Source organism: Bacillus sp. 007/AIA-02/001, from assembly GCF_004634455.1.
Classification (GTDB): domain Bacteria; phylum Bacillota; class Bacilli; order Bacillales; family Bacillaceae_G; genus Bacillus_A; species Bacillus_A cereus.
Window position 1 is genome coordinate 150,373 of record NZ_SEIY01000008.1, and the last position, 19,057, is coordinate 169,429.

A 19,057-nucleotide genomic window follows, 5' to 3' on the forward strand; every position below is an offset into this window, starting at 1 on the left:
GGAGAAACGATGAAGGAAAATACGAAGAAAGAATTATTCTCATGGGCTAAAACGATAGGGTTTACCCTTGTATTAATTGCTATTATTCGCGGTGTTTTATTTACACCTTCTTTAGTGCAAGGTGAATCGATGATGCCCACTTTAGAAAATAACGAACGAGTTCTCGTGAATAAGATTGGTTATAGTATAAGTGGATTAGATCGCTTTGATATTATCGTCTTCCACGGAAAAGAAGGTTACGATTTAGTAAAACGAGTAATTGGTTTGCCAGGCGATACAGTTGAGTATAAAAATGATGTTTTATATGTAAACGGAAAAGCGATGGAAGAACCATATTTAAAACAGTTTAAAGAAAAAGCAGTAGGCCGTGTATTAACTCCAGACTTTACGTTAGAACAAATCACAGGGAAAACGAAAGTGCCAGAAGGCCAAGTATTTGTTTTAGGGGATAATCGTGAAGTTTCTAAGGATGGTCGCATGTTTGGCTTTATTTCAGAAGATGAAATTGTTGGAAAAGGACAAGCTGTTTTCTGGCCGTTGAAACAAGTAAGAGCGTTATAAAGTGTAGTGAAGTATGGGAGAGATATTCTTCCATGCTTTTTTATTTGCTTAAAATCTATTGATTGAATTGAAAGAATATTTTATAATTTTAAATTATATATTTGTTTCGAAAAATGGAATTTAAGTTCCGTAATTTGGAACGAAAGGGAGATAGAATGAGTATAAATAAAACGGCAGTTAAGACAATGGATATTTTAGAGTTGTTTTATGAGCATGAAGAGCTAAGTTTAACTGAGATGGTTCGGCTTACAAATATGCCGAAAACATCTGTTTATCGTTTAATTGGCTCGTTAGAAGAGATGGCGTTTTTACAAAAAAACGAAAAGGGGAAATATCGTTTAGGGGTCGTATTTTTACGGTTCGGTCAACTTGTTTCACAACGATTATCAGTAAGAAATATAGCAATTCCTTATATGAAAGAACTTAGAGATAGTTTAGGACAGGCAGTTAATTTAATAATTCAAGATGATAATGACGCAATTTACGTTGAAAAGATGGAGGGTGTTCAGCCGGTACGCGTGTATACGGCGGTTGGAAGAAGAGCACCGCTTTATGCTGGTGCATGTCCAAGAATTTTACTATCGTATTTCTCTGAGGAAGAGAAACGGAGATACATAGAGGAAGTGGATTTAAAACAGTTTGCAGATGGAACAATCGTGGATAAGGAACAATTGTTAGAAGTGTTGCAAATGGCAAAAAAGGAAGGCTACACAATTAGTTATTCTGAGTTAGAAAATCATACAGCCGCGATAGCAGCACCCATTTTCGCGAGCGATGGAACGGTTGTAGCAGGCATTAGTATTTCAGGATTAGCAATTGAGTACAGCGAAAGTAACATTTCATATTTTATTGCGAAGGTGAAAGAAACAGCGCATCGCATTTCGAAAGAACTCGGCTTTTTGGCATAGAAAGAGGGAGTAGGATGAAATTTTCTGCGTTAGGGGATCAAGCAATTATTGTTACATTTGGTGAAGAAATTAAGATGGGTATATATGAGAAAGTACAGCGGTTATTTAAAGCACTGCAGCAACATCCGTTTGCAGGAATGATTGAGTGTGTTCCGTCGTTTACTTCATTAGCTGTTTACTACAATGTATACGAAGTATGGAAGAGAAATGAGAGAAGTGAAAGGTCATATGATTACGTTCGCCAGTATATAAAGGAGCTGTGTGATTCTTATAAAGAAGAAGTAAAACAGGATGTGAAACATATTTCTATACCAGTGTGCTACGGGGGAGAATATGGACCTGATTTAGAAGAGGTCGCGCATTATCACGGTTTACAAGTAGAAGATGTGATTCGAATACATAGTGAAACTACATATTTTGTATATATGCTTGGTTTTACACCAGGGTTCCCGTATTTAGGAGGACTATCAAAAGAATTAGAAACACCTAGAAAAGAAACACCACGATTACAAATCTCTCCTGGTTCAGTAGGTATTGGGGGAAATCAAACAGGTATTTATCCGCTTGAAACACCAGGTGGATGGAATATTATCGGCCGAACACCTATTACTCTATTTAATCCGAAAGAAGAAATACCAACATATATTCAAAGTGGTATGTATTTACGATTTATCCCGATAACGAAGGAAGAGTACGTATCGCTTGAGGGGGCTAAAGAATGGATGTAGAAGTTTTGCATGCAGGAATGTTTACAACAGTCCAAGATTTAGGGCGATCTTATTATCAACAGTTTGGTGTACCTGTTGGGGGTGCTATGGATAAAAATGCGCTTAGGCTCATCAATATGTTAGTCGGTAATGAAGAGAATGAAGCAGGATTAGAAATGACGATTTTAGGTCCTAAATTGTTAATAAAGAAAACGACTTTACTCGCAATTGGTGGGGTTGATATGGAACCGTTGTTAAATGGAGAACGTATCCCATTATGGCGTCCCATTTTAGCGGAAGAAGGTAGTATGCTTTGTTTTGGAAAAGTGAAAAATGGTTGTAGAGCGTATGTGACTTTTGCGGGTGGTATACATATTGAGGGTACAATGGGAAGCAAAAGTACGTACATACGTGCTGCGATTGGTGGTATAGAAGGAAGAATGCTGAAAAAAGGAGATTGTTTTCAAATTGGTACGTACTCAGAAATGGCGAATCGTTTCATTCAAGACTTACAAAAAGATGAGCGAATAAAAACGAAATGGGTAATTAGCAACAGCGTACTACCAAAGTATAAGAAACATCCTAAGCTTCGTGTCATAGCTGACTTTGAATACGATCAATTTACAGAAGAAAGTAGAAAGGCATTTTTTACGAAAGAGTATAAGGTATCTAATTATGCTGACCGTATGGGCTATAGGGTTGAGGGAGAAGTTTTAAATAGGATTGAAGAAAAAGAGATTTTATCGAGTCCTGTTACATTTGGAACCATTCAAGTTCCTAATGGCGGACAGCCGATTATATTAATGGCAGATAGGCAAACGACAGGTGGCTATCCGAGAATGGGAAATATCATTTCAGTAGATTTACCTCTTCTTGCCCAGCTAAAGCCGGGGGACTATGTTTCTTTTGAGAAAATTACGCTTGAAGAAGCGGAACAATTGTACATAGAACAGGAAGTAAATATGAATCTGTTAAAGAAATTCATCGCTTTACGAAGCTGGAATTAGGAGGAATACATTGTGACTACAATCGATTTAAACTGTGATTTAGGAGAAAGTTTTGGAGCTTATAAAATGGGGAATGATGATGAAATTCTTCCGTTCGTTTCCTCTATAAACGTTGCTTGCGGTTTTCATGCGGGTGATCCGTCTATTATGCGTCAAACTGTTGAAAAAGCTTTGGAGCATAACGTAGCAATAGGGGCGCATCCTGGATTTCCTGATTTAATTGGATTTGGTAGAAGAAACATGAATGTTTCAGCAAGTGAAGTATACGATTATGTTTTATATCAAATCGGCGCATTAGACGGGTTTGTAAAAGTGGCTGGCGGGAAGATGCATCATGTAAAGCCGCACGGTGCCTTATATAATATGGCGGCGTCTAATCCGGAAATTGCAGATGCAATCGCAAAGGCAATTTATCATATAAATCCAAGTCTATTACTTTACGGATTAGCAAATAGCGAGGCGTTTATACAGGCTGCAGAAAAATACAATGTAACTCTCGTACAAGAGGCTTTTGCGGATCGTACGTATAAGCAAGATGGTACATTAACGAGCCGTACAGAAGAAAATGCGCTTATAAAAGATGAAGACGAAGCGATAAAGCAAGTACTTCAAATGGTGAAAGAAGGCCATGTAAATTCGATCAATGGAGAGAAAGTAGCAGTTCAGGCGCAAACGATTTGTTTACACGGTGATGGGGAAAAAGCAGTGCAATTTGCAGAAAGAATATACAGAACATTCGGGCATAATGGTATTTCTATATGTGCACCGAAATAAAAAATGAGGGGAAGTGTTGGAATTGGTGAAATTAATCGGGATATTATTAGTGGCAGTGGGCTTTTTATTTAGATTAAATACACTTTTAGTAGTTATGGTTGCAGGTATTGTTACTGGTATGGTTTCAGGATTAAGTTTTTATGATGTGATCAGCATGTTCGGTAAATTTTTCATAGAAAATAGATATATGTCTATGCCAATTATATTAACTTTACCGGTAATCGGAATTTTAGAACGTTACGGTTTAAAAGAAAGAGCCGAAGCACTTATAACGAAATCAAAAGGAGCAACAACTGGAAGAGTATTAATGTCATATTTTACGATAAGAGAATCATCAGCAGCACTAGGGCTTAATATTGGTGGGCATGCGCAAACAGTAAGGCCGCTCGTTGCACCGATGGCAGAAGGGGCTGCGCAAGGTAAATACGGTAAACTTCCTGAAAAATTAAGAGAAAAGATTAAAGCAAACGCAGCTGCTGCGGAAAATACAGCTTGGTTTTTCGGAGAAGATATTTTCATCGCAACTGGTGCTATTTTATTAATGAAAGGATTCTTCGATTCAGTAGGTATGCATGTCGGTGTATGGGATATGGCACTTTGGGGCATTCCGACAGCAATATCTGCACTTATTGTAAGCTGGATTAGATTTAGAAGGTTTGATAAATATATAGAGAAAACAATGAAGGCAGAAGGAAAAGAAGAGAAGGAGGCAATCTAATATGAACATCATCACAATGGATACAATCTATTATGTATTAGGGATAATTGTTGCTTTTATCGCTGTTCGTATCGCATTCGATCGTGAACATCCAAACAGATTCGGTTCTAGTTTATTTTGGGCATTGTTTGCAGTTACATTTTTATTTGGAAATGTAATTCCTTCGTTTTACGTTGGCTGTATCGTGCTCGCTATGGTCGTTTTAGCCTCGCTAAATAAAGTGACAAAATCAGAGGAAAAAGAAGTTCCAGTACAAGAACGTGTAAAACATGCTGAGAAATTAAAAAATAAAATTTTTATGCCTGCACTATTAATTCCTATTTTTACAATTATCGGTACGTTGACGTTAGGGAAAATTAAATGGGGAAATGTCTCTCTTGTTGATCCAGATAAAGTAACATTAGTTGCATTAGCGCTTGGTGCATTACTCGCATTCGTCGCGGCGATGCGTATTACAAAATCAAAAATAACAACGCCTGTTCAAGAAGGAAGCAGACTATTACAAGCTGTCGGCTGGGCTGTCATTTTACCACAAATGTTAGCAGCACTTGGCGGTATTTTCGCGAAATCTGGCGTTGGACAAGTCGTTTCTGATTTAGTCGGTCAAGTATTACCGACAGAGTATCCGTTCGTTGCTGTTATGGCGTACTGTTTAGGCATGATGCTATTTACAGTCGTAATGGGAAATGCATTCGCAGCGTTTGCTGTTATTACTGGCGGAATTGGCTTACCTTTAATAGTTCAAATGCACGGCGGAAACCCAGCAATTATGGCAGCACTCGGTATGTTTGCTGGATATTGCGGAACACTGCTTACGCCAATGGCAGCAAACTTTAATATCGTACCTGCGATGCTTTTAGAGCTAAAGGATAAAAATGCGGTTATTAAAGCGCAAGTACCAATTGCTCTTTCAATTTTTATCATAAATATGTTTATTATGTACGGCCTTGTATATCGTTTTTAATTAGGAGGATAAAACTATGAAAACAGTATTATTAACAGGGTTTGATCCGTTTGGCGGAGAAAATATCAATCCAGCTTGGGAAGTAGCAAAAGGTTTGCATGAAAAAACAATTGGGGAATACAAGATAATAAGCAAACAAATACCAACTGTATTTCATAAATCAATAAGCGTATTAAAAGAGTATATAGAAGAACTAGCGCCGGAAATTACTATATGTATCGGACAAGCTGGGGGCAGACCAGATATTACGATAGAACGTGTCGCAATTAATATTGATGATGCAAGAATTGCTGACAATGAAGGTAATCAGCCAGTAGATGTACCGGTTGTAGAAGAAGGAGCGATTGCGTATTGGTCTACACTTCCGATGAAAGCAATCGTAAAAAAACTTCGCGAAGAGGGCATACCGTCATCTGTTTCACAGACGGCAGGCACATTCGTTTGTAATCACTTATTCTATGGACTTATGCATGAACTAGAGAAACATGATAAGAAAATAAAAGGCGGATTCATTCATATTCCGTTTTTACCAGAACAAGCGAGTAACTATCCAGGGCAACCGAGTATGTCACTTTCTACTATTAGTAAGGGAATAGAATTGGCAATTGAAGTAACGATGACAGTTGAAGTAGATATTGTAGAGATTGGGGGCGCAACGCATTAAGTAAAATGAATTGTACAACACCTCCTGTAAACAACTGGTATAATAAGAATAGGAAAATACATAGAGGTGATTTTTGTGCAACAATTTGAAGAAGTACGTTTAATTTTAGAAAAAGCGAAGAAAATTACAGTATTAACAGGCGCTGGTGCAAGTACGGAAAGTGGTATCCCAGATTTCCGTTCAGCAAATGGATTGTATGCTGATGCGAATGTGGAGATGTATTTATCAAGAGGGTACTATAACCGAAGTCCGAAAGAATTTTGGAAGCATTATAAAGAAATCTTTCAAATTAATACGTTCCATCAATATAAACCAAATCGTGGACATCGTTTTTTAGCTGAGCTAGAAGAACAAGGGAAAGATATTACGATTTTAACGCAAAATATTGACGGTTTACATCAATTAGGTGGCAGTAAACATGTCATTGATTTACATGGAACACTTCAAACAGCACATTGTCCGAAGTGTAAAGCGGGATATGATTTACAGTATATGATTGATCATGAAGTGCCGCGCTGTGAGAAGTGTAATTTCATTTTAAATCCAGACGTTGTTTTATACGGAGATACACTGCCTCAATATCAAAATGCGATGAAACGTTTATATGAAACAGATGTACTTCTCGTTATGGGAACGTCATTAAAAGTACAACCTGTCGCTTCATTCCCGGAAATCGCAAAGAGAGAAGTAGGGGCAACAACTATTTTAGTAAATGAAGAGTTAACAGGACAAGAATATAACTTTGACTTTGTTTTTCAAAATAAGATTGGTGAGTTTGTTGAAGGGTTATCTTCAATGAAATAAGTTAACGAAAAAACTGAGGTATCTACCTCAGTTTTTTATTTGGGTAATCGCTGTATTAAGCAACATGAAAACAGGTCGATAATGTAGTAACCACATCTCTATAATTTATAAAAAAGGTTTTAGTCGGCAAAATAGCAGAATAGGAAGAAATGTTTTCTTTAACCAATAAACAATCGTCATAAAGTAAGCTAATATGTAGCTGTTGTAAAGGTTCTATTTCGTTTTGCTTTAAGTATAAAACTAAATCGTTAAAAAGTTGTTGCCCATATTCATCTACAGAACGTTCTAATGAAAGTTGACCTACTATGCTAGTCCACCATACTTGAAAACTACATACTAATTCTTTAAAAGAGTCTTCATTACATAATTGGGTGTTAAAAAGCTTCTCATAGAAGATATGGTTTTCTTCATGAAAAATTTGTAAATCATATCGGTTGTTAGCAATTTGTTTGCGAAGTGAATGCCATAATTCTTTGAAATTTGTTTCAAAGTCACTTGAGAAATGTAATGTTTTTGCTATGTAAGGAAAACGTAAATTTCCTTTTTTCTCTTTTTGGTTGAGATACATATTTTGAATGTAAATCATAAAGTTTAAACAATGGGACGCATTAGTATGTATTGTAAATGAATCTGTCATTTTCGTTCGCTCCTTAAGTAATGTCTTTTATGAATATATTTCTTTAGTATACAAAGAAATGTAAACTAATGGTATAAAAATCAATTTGCCCCATTTTTCTTTTAGAATAATATTCATGTTATTTTGCATTCAGGGAATGGTAATAAATAGGATATAAAAATAGAAAACTGAAAATTAAATCTTTTATTTCTTTTATAATTAATATAAAATTCTATATATATCATATAAATAAATTTGATACATAATGACTTTGCGTAGAAATGTTAATAGAATGAAGCGAGGGAGCGAAATGAGACAGAAAAAGGAACAGAAAAAACTATCGAAAAAGAAAAAGACTCATATTCCATTTCGGTTAAATGTACTATTTTTTATTGTCTTTCTTTTATTTTCAGCTATTATAATTCAATTAGGTAAAGTACAAATCATTGATGGAGAAACGTATAGAAATGAAGTAAATAAAAAGGAAGATGTAACGGTAAGCACTCCCGTTCCTAGAGGGAAAATGTTTGATCGGCAAGGTCACGTTATTGTAAATAATAAACCATTGCGAACCGTTACATATACGAAAATGAGAGGAGTAGACTCGAAAGAAGTTTTACAAGTAGCAAGAGATTTAGCCAAACTAATTGAAATGTCGCAAGAGGACATAGACAAGTTAACAGAAACAGATAAAAAGGATTTTTGGATGCAGTTAAATGAAAAGCGGGCAGCGGCGAAAGTAACGAAAGAAGATGAGAGTAAATTTAGAAAGCAAGAAATAGAAGGAAAAGAGTTAGATAAAAAAGTAGAAGAACTGCGCCGGGAAAGAATTACACAAGAAGAATTAAGTGAACTTTCAAAAGAAGACCTAGAAGTACTAGCCATTAAAAGCAAAATGAATGCGGGATATAAAATGACGCCGCAAATCGTTAAAAAAGATGTAAGTAAAAATGAATATGCTGTCGTTAGTGAAAGGTTGGCAAGTTTACCGGGGGTAGATACGACAGTAGATTGGGAACGTGAATACCCAAATGATAAAATACTGCGCTCTATACTAGGTAGCGTTTCTAATGAAAATGAAGGGTTGCCAAGAGAACAATTAGATTATTATTTAGTTCGTGATTATAATCGAAACGACCGTATTGGTAAAAGTTACATTGAAAAACAATACGAAGATGCACTACATGGAACGAAAGAACAGTCTAAAAATATTATGGATAAAGCAGGGAAGATTGTTCGAACAGAAAAAGTGACTGAAGGAAAAAGTGGAAATAACTTGATGTTAACAGTCGATATGGATTTACAGAAAAGAGTAGAGGGAAGCCTTGAAAAGAATTTACGAGCCTTTCATGCTGCAGAGCCGATGATGGATCGTGCGTTCGTAGTAATGATGAATCCGAAAAACGGTCAAATTTTATCAATGGCAGGAAAGAAAATTGTAAATAAAGATGGCGGTATGCAAATAGAAGATTATGCATTAGGAACGATGACAAGTTCTTATGAGTTAGGGTCAACTGTAAAAGGTGCTACTTTATTAACTGGATATCAAACAGAAGCGATTAAGCCGTATACACATTTCTTTGATGCACCAATGTATTTTAAAGGAAGTTCTAAGCCGAAGAAATCGTGGAAAGAATTTGGGGATATTGATGATTTAAGAGCTTTGCAAGTGTCATCGAACGTTTATATGTTTAATACGGCTTTAAAAATGGCAGGTATTAATTATGTCCCAAACAATCCATTAGATATTAAACAAGAAACATTTAATAAAATGCGCTACTATTTTAGACAATTTGGCCTAGGTGTGTCGACTGGTATTGACCTGCCAAATGAATCAATTGGTCAAGTAGGTAGAACTGATAACATACCCGGATTTTTACTTGATTACGCGATTGGACAGTATGATACATATACGCCGCTTCAGCTTGCACAATATATTTCAACCATTGCAAATGGCGGTTACCGAATGAAGCCACAAATTGTACAAGAAGTTAGAGAGCAACCGAATAGACCAGAGGATGTAGGAAAAGTCGTTCGGTCGATTGAACCAGTTGTATTAAATAGAGTGGATATGGACACTTCGTACATTAATCATGTAAAAGAAGGATTTAGAAGAGTTTTTCAAGAAGCTGACGGAACAGGTACCGGAACGTTTAAAGGTCTACCATATAAACCAGCGGGAAAAACAGGAACAGCTGAGACAGTATATGGTGGAGAAAGTGATATTGGAAGAGATGAGAACAACAACCGAAAAAAATGTTATAATTTAACTCTTGTCGGTTATGCACCATATGATGCTGATCCGGAAGTAGCTTTTTCAGTTGTTGTACCATGGGTGAATGATGATAAATCAGGAATTAATTCTGCGATTGGTAAAGAAATTTTGGATGCGTATTTTGAGTTAAAAACAAATAGATCAAATGCAAATTCAATTCCAGTAGAACAACCGAACAAGGCACAGTAAAAATAGTATCACTGCATGGAAATATATTGTGCAGTGATATATTTTTTGAGTTAAAAAGCGCTTTATAAGGTGGGAATGGATATGAAAAAGGAGATTAAGAGAGGCTGGGGAAAGTACATACTATTTATATTGGTGATAGTCATAGGCTACCATTCTTTTACTTTATGTAAGGTGGAAGGGGAATCGATGCAGCCGACTTTATATGAAGAAGACTACGTATTTGTAAATAAAGCAGTAGTACGTCTTTCTAATTTACAACACGGAGAAATTGTCATTATAAAGGAAGCGGATGAATCGAAATATTATGTGAAACGTGTAATAGGGCTTCCTGGTGATGTAATTAACATAACGAACGGAAAGGTATATGTGAACGATAAAAAGCAAGAAGAACCATATACAAACAAAGATTTATTTAACAACACACAAGTGTTTTATAACTTTCAAAAGACAAAAATTCCGCCAAATAAGTTATTTGTAATGGGAGATAACCGCGAAGTAAGTAGAGATAGTCGAAATGGCTTAGGATATATTGAAGAAGATAACATAATTGGCAAGGTGGAATTTGTATATTATCCTTTTTCAAAAATGAAAATGATAGAATAAGTGGGAGAGGAGCAAAACCCCACTTATTAAAGTTTCACTTTATTTTCTTTAAAAAACCTTTTGGATTAAATGATATGAAAAATTTATGTTTAGACTCGTCGATACTTGAAAATAAGCCAAATAACTCATGTGGAAAATGAAAGGAAATGATCGTATGTACAAATACACAATTTGCTTTATTAGAAAAAGCGATAAAATACTGCTATTAAATAGAAATAAAAAGCCGAATATGGGGATGTGGAATGGTGTTGGAGGAAAAATAGAAGATAATGAAACGCCATACGAAGGAATAATTAGAGAAACATTTGAGGAAACGGGCATAGAACTTTCAAGTGTAACGTATAAAGGGACTGTTGGTTTTAAAGGTAAAGATGAGCCCCAGGCTAGTGAAGGAATGTATGTGTTCGTTGCTGATTTGCCAGATGGAATGCAAATGAATACACCATTACGTACGGCTGAAGGTCTATTAGAATGGAAAGAAATTGATTGGATATTAGATGGTGATAATAGAGGAGTAGTTAGCAATTTACCAAAATACTTACCGACAGTATTAACAGAAGAAAATAAGTTAGAACATATGTTTACGTATGATAACCGGAATATTATTCATTACACAACTGCATGTTTGACAGAAGATGATGCGAACAAGCGATATGAAAAACAACTCATTTCTCAATAGAAGAGGAAAGTGAAAAATCACGTTTTTGCTCTCATCATATATGCGAGGTGATTATATGTTTCAGAAATACAATTCATTGGTCATAATTGTAATATGCATGATATAACTTTTCTTATTATGAAAGAGTAGAGAACATATGTAAACGGAGCAAAAAAGAGGTGGCTTTGCCACCTCTTTTTGTTAGCTACAAATCGCCTTAATCATAAAACGATGTTGCTTCACATCAAAATAACCTTTTTGTAAGATGATTTCATGTATACGATATAATTCCTCACAATACCTTTCAACAGTAAAATCAGGAATTTGCCACGGAATCGCTTTTAAATAATAGACGATAGCGCCAATGTCATAAAAGCGTTGGAAAGGGAATTCCTCTTTTGCATCTAAGATAGTAAATCCATTTTGCTTTAACTCACTGCATGCGGTTTCGAGAGACCAACTTGCAAATTCGCTATTTAGTGGTGAGCCAAACTGCTCATTAAGTTCCGCGCAATCAAGACCGCCAACTTGTTGTGTAAGAAAAACGCCACTTGGAGAAAGAATTCTGTTTACCTCAGAAGCAGCATACGATTCATGTTGATTTATAATTAAATTAAATTGACCATCTTGAAATGGCAAAGCGGTATCATCGGTCACTTCTACAACGGTAACCCCTAAAGGCTCTAATTTCTTTCGAGCAATTGGCACATTTGGAGCGTAGCCCTCAGTAGCGAATATAGTTGACGGGAACGGTTGTAACATAGATAAAAACTCTCCGCCGCCAGTACCCATATCGAGCATTGATTCTGCACGTTGCATAAGCTGAAAAGCAGTACTGCCGTATGACCACGATAAAGGCTCGCTCTTCATTCGACCTGTTTCTGAAATGAAAGAAAAATCCCAGCCGCTAAAATGTGTATTTGCACTTTCTAATAAAGTTACAAATAATGGATCACGTTTCATAATTGTATCCTCCTATTTTGTAAGTAAATGATATGGTGAGAAAAGAAAAAAGGAGGACCTCTTATGAAAGGGGAACGGTTTTACGTTTCGTGCTCGAATAGATTCATATAAAGTTACTCCTTGTGAGAATTGTTATTTATATATTCGGGTTAATTGAGTGAAAATCCTTTGAGGGTATAAAAGAAGGCAGTTGTTTAATGAAAAAATAAATTGAGTTATCTACTTTTATAGTGTAATTGTTCATTCATACGCATAAAAAAATTATTCTCTCCATAAAATAGTAAAATTATATTGGAGGTTGAATTATGAAAAAATTTAGTGTATTTTCAATAACCTTGATGACTTTTGGAATGTTATTATTTGGATTAAATAGGATAATAGATAGCTATTCTGAGCCTATTATCCTATTAGGGTATATTTCTTTTTTAATTGGATTGGTTCTGAGTATTATAGCGATTGCTAGACGTGAAGATGGAAGATTAAAATTCATATCACTTATCTCTTTCTTTGTTGTCCTGTTTTTCATTACTTGGTTTGAGTCGTTTCAGGTACTACGAATTATTACTTGGCTAAAAAATATCTATTAAAATTTAAATTGTTGGTAAAAATGGGAAACCTTAAATTTAGGTTTCTTTTTATTATATTCGATTATCAATATTAAAACTTATTAGAGCCATTAATAAAAGAAATAGATATATATACCGAGTGTAAAAATATTTTAATTCTTTGAAAACATTCAGCGATTTAGTATTCTATATATATGGAATATTTTGTTTATGCGAAAAGAGGGCAAGGTGCTATATGAAAAGAATGAAAAATGTAATGTTACTATTGTTATGTTTCTTATGTTTAAGTGGGTGTAATTATAAAGATGACGATCAGGTGAAAAAATATGTGAAAAAAAAGCACGGAATTGATGTGATTGTAACACATTGGGGTGCTATAAACGAAGGGAATATGGGGCATACATATCATACTGTTCAAGCAAAAAATAACAAAAATATTCAATTTAGAGTAGAGGTAGATGGCTTCTTATATTCAAGAATAAAAGGTGATGAATATCAATACGGAAAAAAAACATATGAGGAATATAAGAAATTTAAACCAATGCTAGAAGAAATTAAAAAATTAGGTTACGTGGAACCTGAAAATAAAAATGTTTTTCAATATATAGTGGATGATGATATAGAGGAGAAACCAACGGATAAGTTATTATTAACTTTAAAAACGAGTGACAAGATTGATTACAGTCAATTTGAATCAAAAGAATTAGATCGTTTATATGCTCTAATCCAATTCATTCAGAAGAGTAATAGAAAGATAACAACACTTGAAATTGAGGATTATAATGGTGAATCTATAGGCTTGCCTTTTCAAAATGTGCAAAAAGCTATAACGAAAGAAGAACTGCTTTTAACAATGAAAAACACAGTAAGCGGTTATTGGACATATTTGGTTCAAACTGAAACAAAAGTAGGCGTAAGGTTAAATGAAATTCAAAATGATCGTTTTGAAATTGAGGATATTACTTGTCCACACCCGAAAGACGGCAATTGTCTAGAGTATGAATTGACATTAGTTTTCAATGACAGTGAGATAAAATATAGAAATGATCCATATGTAATAGATGATTTGAGAAAGGTAGTCACTATTCTTAAAGAAGAACTATATAATAAGGAATTTAACATATATTTAAGGAACAAGGATGGAACAAGTTATTCACTCTGGCTATCATCCGAAAAAATTAAGGAAAGTAATAACATAGAAGAGTTAGTAAAATAATGATATAAAGAAGAAATTTAAAGTACTTTTTATGTTTGTTATTTCTATATTCAAAAGGAAAACCGCTTATGCTTCATTTTTGAAGCATAAGCGGTTTTGTTTAAAATACTTAAAAAGAAAAATTTTTTGGTAAAGTACCACTTTTTATTACTGTTCTTAGTCCATGTTTTATAATCCAAGGATTAATAGGATGCTGTTTATCACGTAATTGCTGTAACCACTGAAAAACGAGTTCTTTATCTTCTTTCGTAATATCGTTCATATGATTGGCTACAGATTTTTGAACATATTTAGAAGGGTCATTCATTAAAGGTTCAAGAAGCTGTAAATTGTTCTTAAAGTCACCTTTTAGAGCTCCAATTTTTTTAGCCCAAGGAAGCCTTGGTCTTGTACCTTCAGAAACTAATCTTCTAATGTGGCTGTTTTCGTCATAAATCCACTGTTGCAATATGTCTAGTGTGTCTTCATGGTATGTTTGAAGAAAAGGCCGAATGGCATATTCAGCAGTATTCCTTTTCGTTATTTCATACATGTAAATGTGCCTACTTCTGTTGTATTTTCTGGTCCTAATGTTTTCAGTAATATATGTATGGCTGCATTAAAATCTTTTTGTAAAGCATTGTGTAATTCATCTGCAATTACTTCAATACGATGCTTTAACTCTAAATTTTCAACTTTACATGTTACAGAAGATACAAAGTTTCTTTTAGAGAAAGTAGGATCGTGTTTACAAATAGAATCAGCCATTTTTTCTGCTAATTCTTCGTTAAATAAAAATTTTAACGGAACATATTTACCCATTTTTTCACCTCAGTGGTCAAATGAAAACAATTTTTATTTTTTAATCGACAATCCATAAACTAAAGTCTCACTCGGAGTCGTAATACTAAAACCTGTCGTCTTATAATCAAGTTTCACCGTATCACCAGTGTAGTCTTTCGTGAATGAATCCATTTGTACGATAAGATCTGCATCTTCATATACAACATCATCTGCGTTATATGTATCCCAAATTAAATCGACATCAACGAAAATACTACAAGAGTTTGTCATTGTCCCTCTAATGCGAATGATCTTTTTGTCTTTACGTTCTAATCTATGTATAGCTGCTTTTGCTTCATCAGTAATGCGAATGTTCATTGTATCCCAACCTTTAATTATATTTCTTCTATTATGGCAAAAACAGGAGTAATAGGGAAGCAAAGAGGTTTGCAATAAAAAACGAGCAAACAAATTTGTTTGCTCGTTTCACTTTATTTTAGTTCACATTTATCAAGTGGAATCACTTTTGTTTTTTTCGTAAATTTATATCCTAACCATAGTACTAAGAAGAGTGGTAAACCGATGTAAGAAACGAGTACGCCGTTCCAATCGATTGATTCACCCATAAATGCGCCGTAGTTTTGTCCTAAAATTACGATGATACAAAGTGTAAATGCGAAGATTGGACCGAATGGGAACCATTTTGCTCTATATGGTAAGTCTTTTAAATCTTTGCCTTGTACGGTATATGCTTTACGGAAACGGTAATGACTAATTGCTATTCCAACCCATGCGATAAAGCCAGACATTCCAGATGCGTTTAATAACCAAATGTATACAACACCGTCACCGAATAAAGAAGCAATGAAAGCGATACTACCGACAATCGATGTTACGATTAATGCGTTAACAGGTACCCCGCGGCTATCTAATTTACCAAGAAACTTTGGTGCTTTTCCTTGGCGAGCTAAATCCCAAAGCATACGAGTTGATGCATACATACCAGAGTTACCAGCAGATAGTACAGCAGTTAAAATAACAGCGTTCATAACAGAAGCAGCAAAGGCAACGCCCGCTTTTTCGAAAATAAGTGTAAATGGACTTACTGTTACATCACTTGCAGCAAGGCTTTCAGTCGTATAAGGAATTAATAAACCGATAACGAGAATCGCAAGGATATAGAATAAAAGAATACGCCAAAAGATAGAACGAATTGCTTTCGGAATATTACGCTCTGGATCAGATGTTTCACCAGCAGCAACTCCTAACAATTCAGTACCTTGGAAGGAGAAACCAGCTGCCATAAACACACCGATAATTGCCATGATGCCGCCGTTAAATGGAGCATCTGCAACAGTGAAGTTTTTGAAGCCAACAGTTTCGCCGCCCATAATTCCGAAAATCATCATGAAGCCGACAATTAAAAAGATAATAATAGTAACTACTTTAATAAGTGCGAACCAATATTCAGATTCACCAAACCCTTTAACAGATAAGTAGTTTAAAAGGAAAATAATAGCTAAACATAATCCACTCCAAATAAGAGAAGGGGTATCTGGGAACCAAAATTTCATAATTAATGTTACGGCTGCAAGTTCAGCAGCGATTGTAATGGCCCAGTTATACCAATAGTTCCATCCAAGTGCAAAGCCAAGTGATGGATCAACAAATTTTGTTGCATACGTACTAAAAGATCCAGTAACAGGCATGTAAGCTGCGAGTTCAGCTAAGCTTGTCATTAAGAAGTAAACCATAATTCCAATTGCGGCGTATGCAATTAATGCGCCGCCAGGACCAGCTGAATGGATGACACCACCGCTGGCAAGAAATAGTCCGGTACCAATTGTACCGCCGAGAGAAATCATCGTAAGGTGACGCGATTTTAATCCGCGTTTTAATTCACCTTGTCCTTGTGTAGTTTGCGTTTTAGAGGTAGATTGATTTGTTGCGCTATTCATGTTCAACACTCCTTTTCTTGTAGGTTAGGAAGGAGCGGGGGAGAAAAATACAAAAAACCGCCAAAGGAATTTGGCGGAACGTTTCACAAATAACCACCCCATCATACCCTTCCGTTAAGATAGCACCCCACGTTTACACGGTAATTTTGTAAACGTGACAGTTCTGTTCCTTTCGGAGACAGCCCCAGCTCATATTTCCAGAGAAGAAATATAAACTTCGGCAACTTTTCCTTTCAAACGGAGTCGGTGACATTCTCTGTGTCTCGTCCGTTTTACTATTAAAAGTCGCAACCTCTACCTCATCGGATTGATGAGGATTTATATATTGCTAAGATTTTTAATATATGGCAATTGTAATGACTTTCTGAATATATTGCAAGATATTTTGTTAGGAAAAGTCAAAAAATATCGGTTATTGTATAGGAAACGCTTGCAAAACTCCACCCGAACCTACTATTATGTAGCAATAAGCAAAGAAAAAATTGTTATACAAATGTTTCGCAAAAAATATTGAAAAACCCTCTAAATAAAAAGAAAATTCAGAAAAATATAATTCGACATTCATAATAAAGTCATATTATTTGTTATAATTAGAGTAACGTTTAAGCAAAAAGGGGAAATCAAAATGAAATTAGAAACAAAAAGGCTCTATATAGTGCCGTGTACAGAAGAGAGGATTCAAGTCGCTAACGAGCAAGGATATAATAGCGGTCCGCATATTGTAGGGCATGTAGAGAATGTGAAACAAGATGAGGCTTTATTACCATGGGGGGCGTGGTATGTTTTTCGGAAAGAAGATGATAGCGTTTTAGGTGATATTGGATTTAAAGGGAAACCAAACGAGGATCAAACAGTAGAAATTGGCTATGGATTTATTGAGAAATATTGGAATCAGGGCTATGCAACAGAAGCTGTAAAAGAACTAATCGATTGGGCTTTCAAAACAGGAGAGGTAGAAACAATAATTGCAGAGACACTCCTAGATAACTATAGTTCGATGCGTGTTTTAGAAAAGTTACATATGAAGAGAGTAAATGCTACAGAAACGATGATTAATTGGAAAATAGAAAAATAAAAAATACCGCTCTAAATTGAGCGGTATTTTTTTATAGTTATGGTAGCATTTGCTTCTGATCATTTGGATACTCAGCCGTTGATGCGTTAGGACGATTGGAATGATTTCGAACAGCAATGAAAATAGAAATAATAACGACAAGACCAACTGCAACGTAAGAAAGTGAAATAATAGTTGGATCCACTTTAAATGTAGTAAGCAGTGTACGAATATTTGTGAAGATAATAAGACCACCAACTAATACGCCAAGTAAATGGGGCGGAACGATGCGGACTAACCATGCAGCAATTGGAGCTGCGACAATACCGCCGAGCATTAAGGCAAATACCCAAACCCAGCTTACTTGTTCCCAGCCAAGTGAGATGAAGAAGCCAATTGTTGCAGCGAGTGAAACAGGAAATTCACTCGTATCTACAGATCCAATAACTTTTCTAGCTTCATTTCCTCTTGCTAGAAGAACGGGTGTCGTAATCGGCCCCCAACCACCGCCACCAGTTGAATCAACGAATCCAGCGAATAAACCAAGCGGCACAAGTTGTTTGGCAGACATACGCTTATTTGAAGTGACAATTTGTTTTTGAATGATGAATCGTAATAAAATATAAACCCCTAAAGTAAATAAAAATACGGAAATGTACGGTTTGATTACATCTCCAGGCAAATTACTTAAAAAACATGCCCCAATAAATGCGCCGATTGCCCCAGGTAATGTAAGCCTGGAAACTGTATATTTATCAACGTTTCCAAATTTGATATGAGATGCGCCAGAAGCTGCAGTTGTAACGACTTCAGCTAAATGAACCGATGCGGAAGCTACAGCCGGTGCAATACCAAACATTAATAATAGTGAAGTAGACGTTACCCCATACGCCATTCCGAGTGCTCCATCGATCAATTGAGCGAAAAATCCAATAATAGCAAAGACAATTAATTTCTGCATAAATAATCCCCCTGTAATAATAAATGAAAAAGACACTTTTCCCGTATGAGAAAAGTGCCTTTGGTTTTTCCAATCAGCAATAATTAAATTTGTTTCATTATAATACATATTAATCGTATAAATCAACTA

The 19,057-nt window shown here is 35.4% G+C and carries 20 protein-coding genes, 2 pseudogenes and 1 riboswitch; of the genes and pseudogenes, 15 read left to right on the forward strand and 7 right to left on the reverse strand.

The features are described 5' to 3' along the window. Positions 1–9: 9 nt before the first annotated feature. From lepB (ES895_RS17325) to ES895_RS17365, 9 genes are all read left to right on the forward strand, one after another. The gene (lepB, locus tag ES895_RS17325) at positions 10–561 is read left to right on the forward strand and encodes a signal peptidase I (RefSeq protein ID WP_000662490.1); all 552 of its coding nucleotides are present in this window, start codon (positions 10–12) and stop codon (positions 559–561) included. 155 nt (positions 562–716) lie between these two features. Continuing rightward, complete coding sequence (locus tag ES895_RS17330) at positions 717–1,469, forward strand: IclR family transcriptional regulator (protein WP_000026390.1); 753 nt, start codon at positions 717–719, stop codon at positions 1,467–1,469. Between the two features lie 14 nt (positions 1,470–1,483). Beyond that, positions 1,484–2,197, forward strand: a complete 714-nt coding sequence (pxpB, locus tag ES895_RS17335) for a 5-oxoprolinase subunit PxpB (RefSeq protein WP_000672276.1) — start codon at positions 1,484–1,486, stop codon at positions 2,195–2,197. Further along, entirely contained in the window at positions 2,188–3,183 is a 996-nt protein-coding gene (locus ES895_RS17340; protein ID WP_135238519.1) for a 5-oxoprolinase subunit C family protein, read from the forward strand. The genes pxpB and ES895_RS17340 overlap by 10 nt, the downstream gene beginning before the upstream one ends. Positions 3,184–3,195: 12 nt before the next feature. Continuing rightward, complete coding sequence (gene pxpA, locus ES895_RS17345) at positions 3,196–3,957, forward strand: 5-oxoprolinase subunit PxpA (RefSeq protein WP_000207311.1); 762 nt, start codon at positions 3,196–3,198, stop codon at positions 3,955–3,957. A gap of 22 nt (positions 3,958–3,979) precedes the next feature. Continuing rightward, positions 3,980–4,675, forward strand: a complete 696-nt coding sequence (locus tag ES895_RS17350; protein WP_000239809.1) for a DUF969 domain-containing protein — start codon at positions 3,980–3,982, stop codon at positions 4,673–4,675. A 1-nt stretch (position 4,676) separates the two neighbouring features. Beyond that, entirely contained in the window at positions 4,677–5,639 is a 963-nt protein-coding gene (locus tag ES895_RS17355) for a DUF979 domain-containing protein (RefSeq protein WP_001021658.1), read from the forward strand. A gap of 16 nt (positions 5,640–5,655) precedes the next feature. Further along, the gene (pcp, locus tag ES895_RS17360) at positions 5,656–6,303 is read left to right on the forward strand and encodes a pyroglutamyl-peptidase I (protein WP_000859706.1); all 648 of its coding nucleotides are present in this window, start codon (positions 5,656–5,658) and stop codon (positions 6,301–6,303) included. A 75-nt stretch (positions 6,304–6,378) separates the two neighbouring features. Next, entirely contained in the window at positions 6,379–7,107 is a 729-nt protein-coding gene (locus tag ES895_RS17365; RefSeq protein WP_001183779.1) for an NAD-dependent protein deacylase, read from the forward strand. A 55-nt stretch (positions 7,108–7,162) separates the two neighbouring features. Here the strand turns inward: ES895_RS17365 and ES895_RS17370 are convergent, their stop codons facing one another. Next, positions 7,163–7,744: a hypothetical protein gene (locus tag ES895_RS17370; RefSeq protein ID WP_000132284.1), complete on the reverse strand. Its 582-nt coding sequence runs from the start codon at positions 7,742–7,744 to the stop codon at positions 7,163–7,165. Positions 7,745–8,033: 289 nt separating this feature from the next. Between ES895_RS17370 and ES895_RS17375 the strand changes: the two genes are divergently transcribed. Then, positions 8,034–10,187: a peptidoglycan D,D-transpeptidase FtsI family protein gene (locus ES895_RS17375; RefSeq protein WP_001249179.1), complete on the forward strand. Its 2,154-nt coding sequence runs from the start codon at positions 8,034–8,036 to the stop codon at positions 10,185–10,187. Between the two features lie 81 nt (positions 10,188–10,268). Then, positions 10,269–10,790 carry a signal peptidase I gene (gene lepB, locus ES895_RS17380; protein ID WP_033667999.1) on the forward strand — a complete coding sequence of 174 codons (522 nt, stop codon included), beginning with the start codon at positions 10,269–10,271 and terminating at the stop codon, positions 10,788–10,790. Between the two features lie 34 nt (positions 10,791–10,824). Here lepB (ES895_RS17380) and ES895_RS17385 read toward each other — a convergent pair. Next, positions 10,825–10,893, reverse strand: a pseudogene (locus ES895_RS17385) (cephalosporin hydroxylase); the annotation flags it as partial. Between the two features lie 51 nt (positions 10,894–10,944). On the opposite strand from ES895_RS17385, the gene ES895_RS17390 reads away from it, so the two are divergent. After that, positions 10,945–11,469, forward strand: a complete 525-nt coding sequence (locus ES895_RS17390; protein WP_000280182.1) for an NUDIX hydrolase — start codon at positions 10,945–10,947, stop codon at positions 11,467–11,469. Positions 11,470–11,649: 180 nt separating this feature from the next. On the opposite strand, the gene ES895_RS17395 is transcribed toward ES895_RS17390, so the two are convergent. Beyond that, a complete protein-coding gene (locus ES895_RS17395) occupies positions 11,650–12,411 on the reverse strand; it encodes a class I SAM-dependent methyltransferase (protein WP_097813999.1) in 762 nt (253 codons plus the stop codon). Between the two features lie 305 nt (positions 12,412–12,716). Here ES895_RS17395 and ES895_RS17400 point away from each other — a divergent pair, with 305 nt between their 5' ends. Both ES895_RS17400 and ES895_RS17405 read left to right on the forward strand, forming a co-directional pair. Next, positions 12,717–12,998, forward strand: a complete 282-nt coding sequence (locus ES895_RS17400; protein WP_000714728.1) for a hypothetical protein — start codon at positions 12,717–12,719, stop codon at positions 12,996–12,998. A gap of 214 nt (positions 12,999–13,212) precedes the next feature. Next, positions 13,213–14,193, forward strand: a complete 981-nt coding sequence (locus ES895_RS17405; RefSeq protein WP_000827147.1) for a hypothetical protein — start codon at positions 13,213–13,215, stop codon at positions 14,191–14,193. Positions 14,194–14,302: 109 nt separating this feature from the next. Here ES895_RS17405 and ES895_RS17410 read toward each other — a convergent pair. The 3 genes and pseudogenes from ES895_RS17410 to ES895_RS17420 all read right to left on the reverse strand — a co-directional run bounded on the left by ES895_RS17410 (position 14,303) and on the right by ES895_RS17420 (position 16,913). Continuing rightward, positions 14,303–14,994 (reverse strand): annotated as a pseudogene (locus ES895_RS17410) (DNA alkylation repair protein). A 33-nt stretch (positions 14,995–15,027) separates the two neighbouring features. Further along, on the reverse strand, positions 15,028–15,333 hold the full coding sequence (locus tag ES895_RS17415) for an iron-sulfur cluster biosynthesis family protein (protein WP_001026196.1): 306 nt from the start codon (positions 15,331–15,333) through the stop codon (positions 15,028–15,030). 113 nt (positions 15,334–15,446) lie between these two features. Continuing rightward, the gene (locus ES895_RS17420; RefSeq protein ID WP_001083389.1) at positions 15,447–16,913 is read right to left on the reverse strand and encodes an amino acid permease; all 1,467 of its coding nucleotides are present in this window, start codon (positions 16,911–16,913) and stop codon (positions 15,447–15,449) included. 112 nt (positions 16,914–17,025) lie between these two features. After that, positions 17,026–17,218: riboswitch (Lysine riboswitch) on the reverse strand. 320 nt (positions 17,219–17,538) lie between these two features. Here ES895_RS17420 and ES895_RS17425 point away from each other — a divergent pair. Continuing rightward, positions 17,539–17,988 (forward strand): GNAT family N-acetyltransferase, encoded by a 450-nt coding sequence (locus ES895_RS17425; protein ID WP_000764643.1) that lies wholly within the window; start codon positions 17,539–17,541, stop codon positions 17,986–17,988. A gap of 37 nt (positions 17,989–18,025) precedes the next feature. On the opposite strand, the gene ES895_RS17430 is transcribed toward ES895_RS17425, so the two are convergent. Beyond that, entirely contained in the window at positions 18,026–18,928 is a 903-nt protein-coding gene (locus tag ES895_RS17430) for a sulfite exporter TauE/SafE family protein (RefSeq protein WP_001170728.1), read from the reverse strand. Positions 18,929–19,057: the final 129 nt, after the last annotated feature.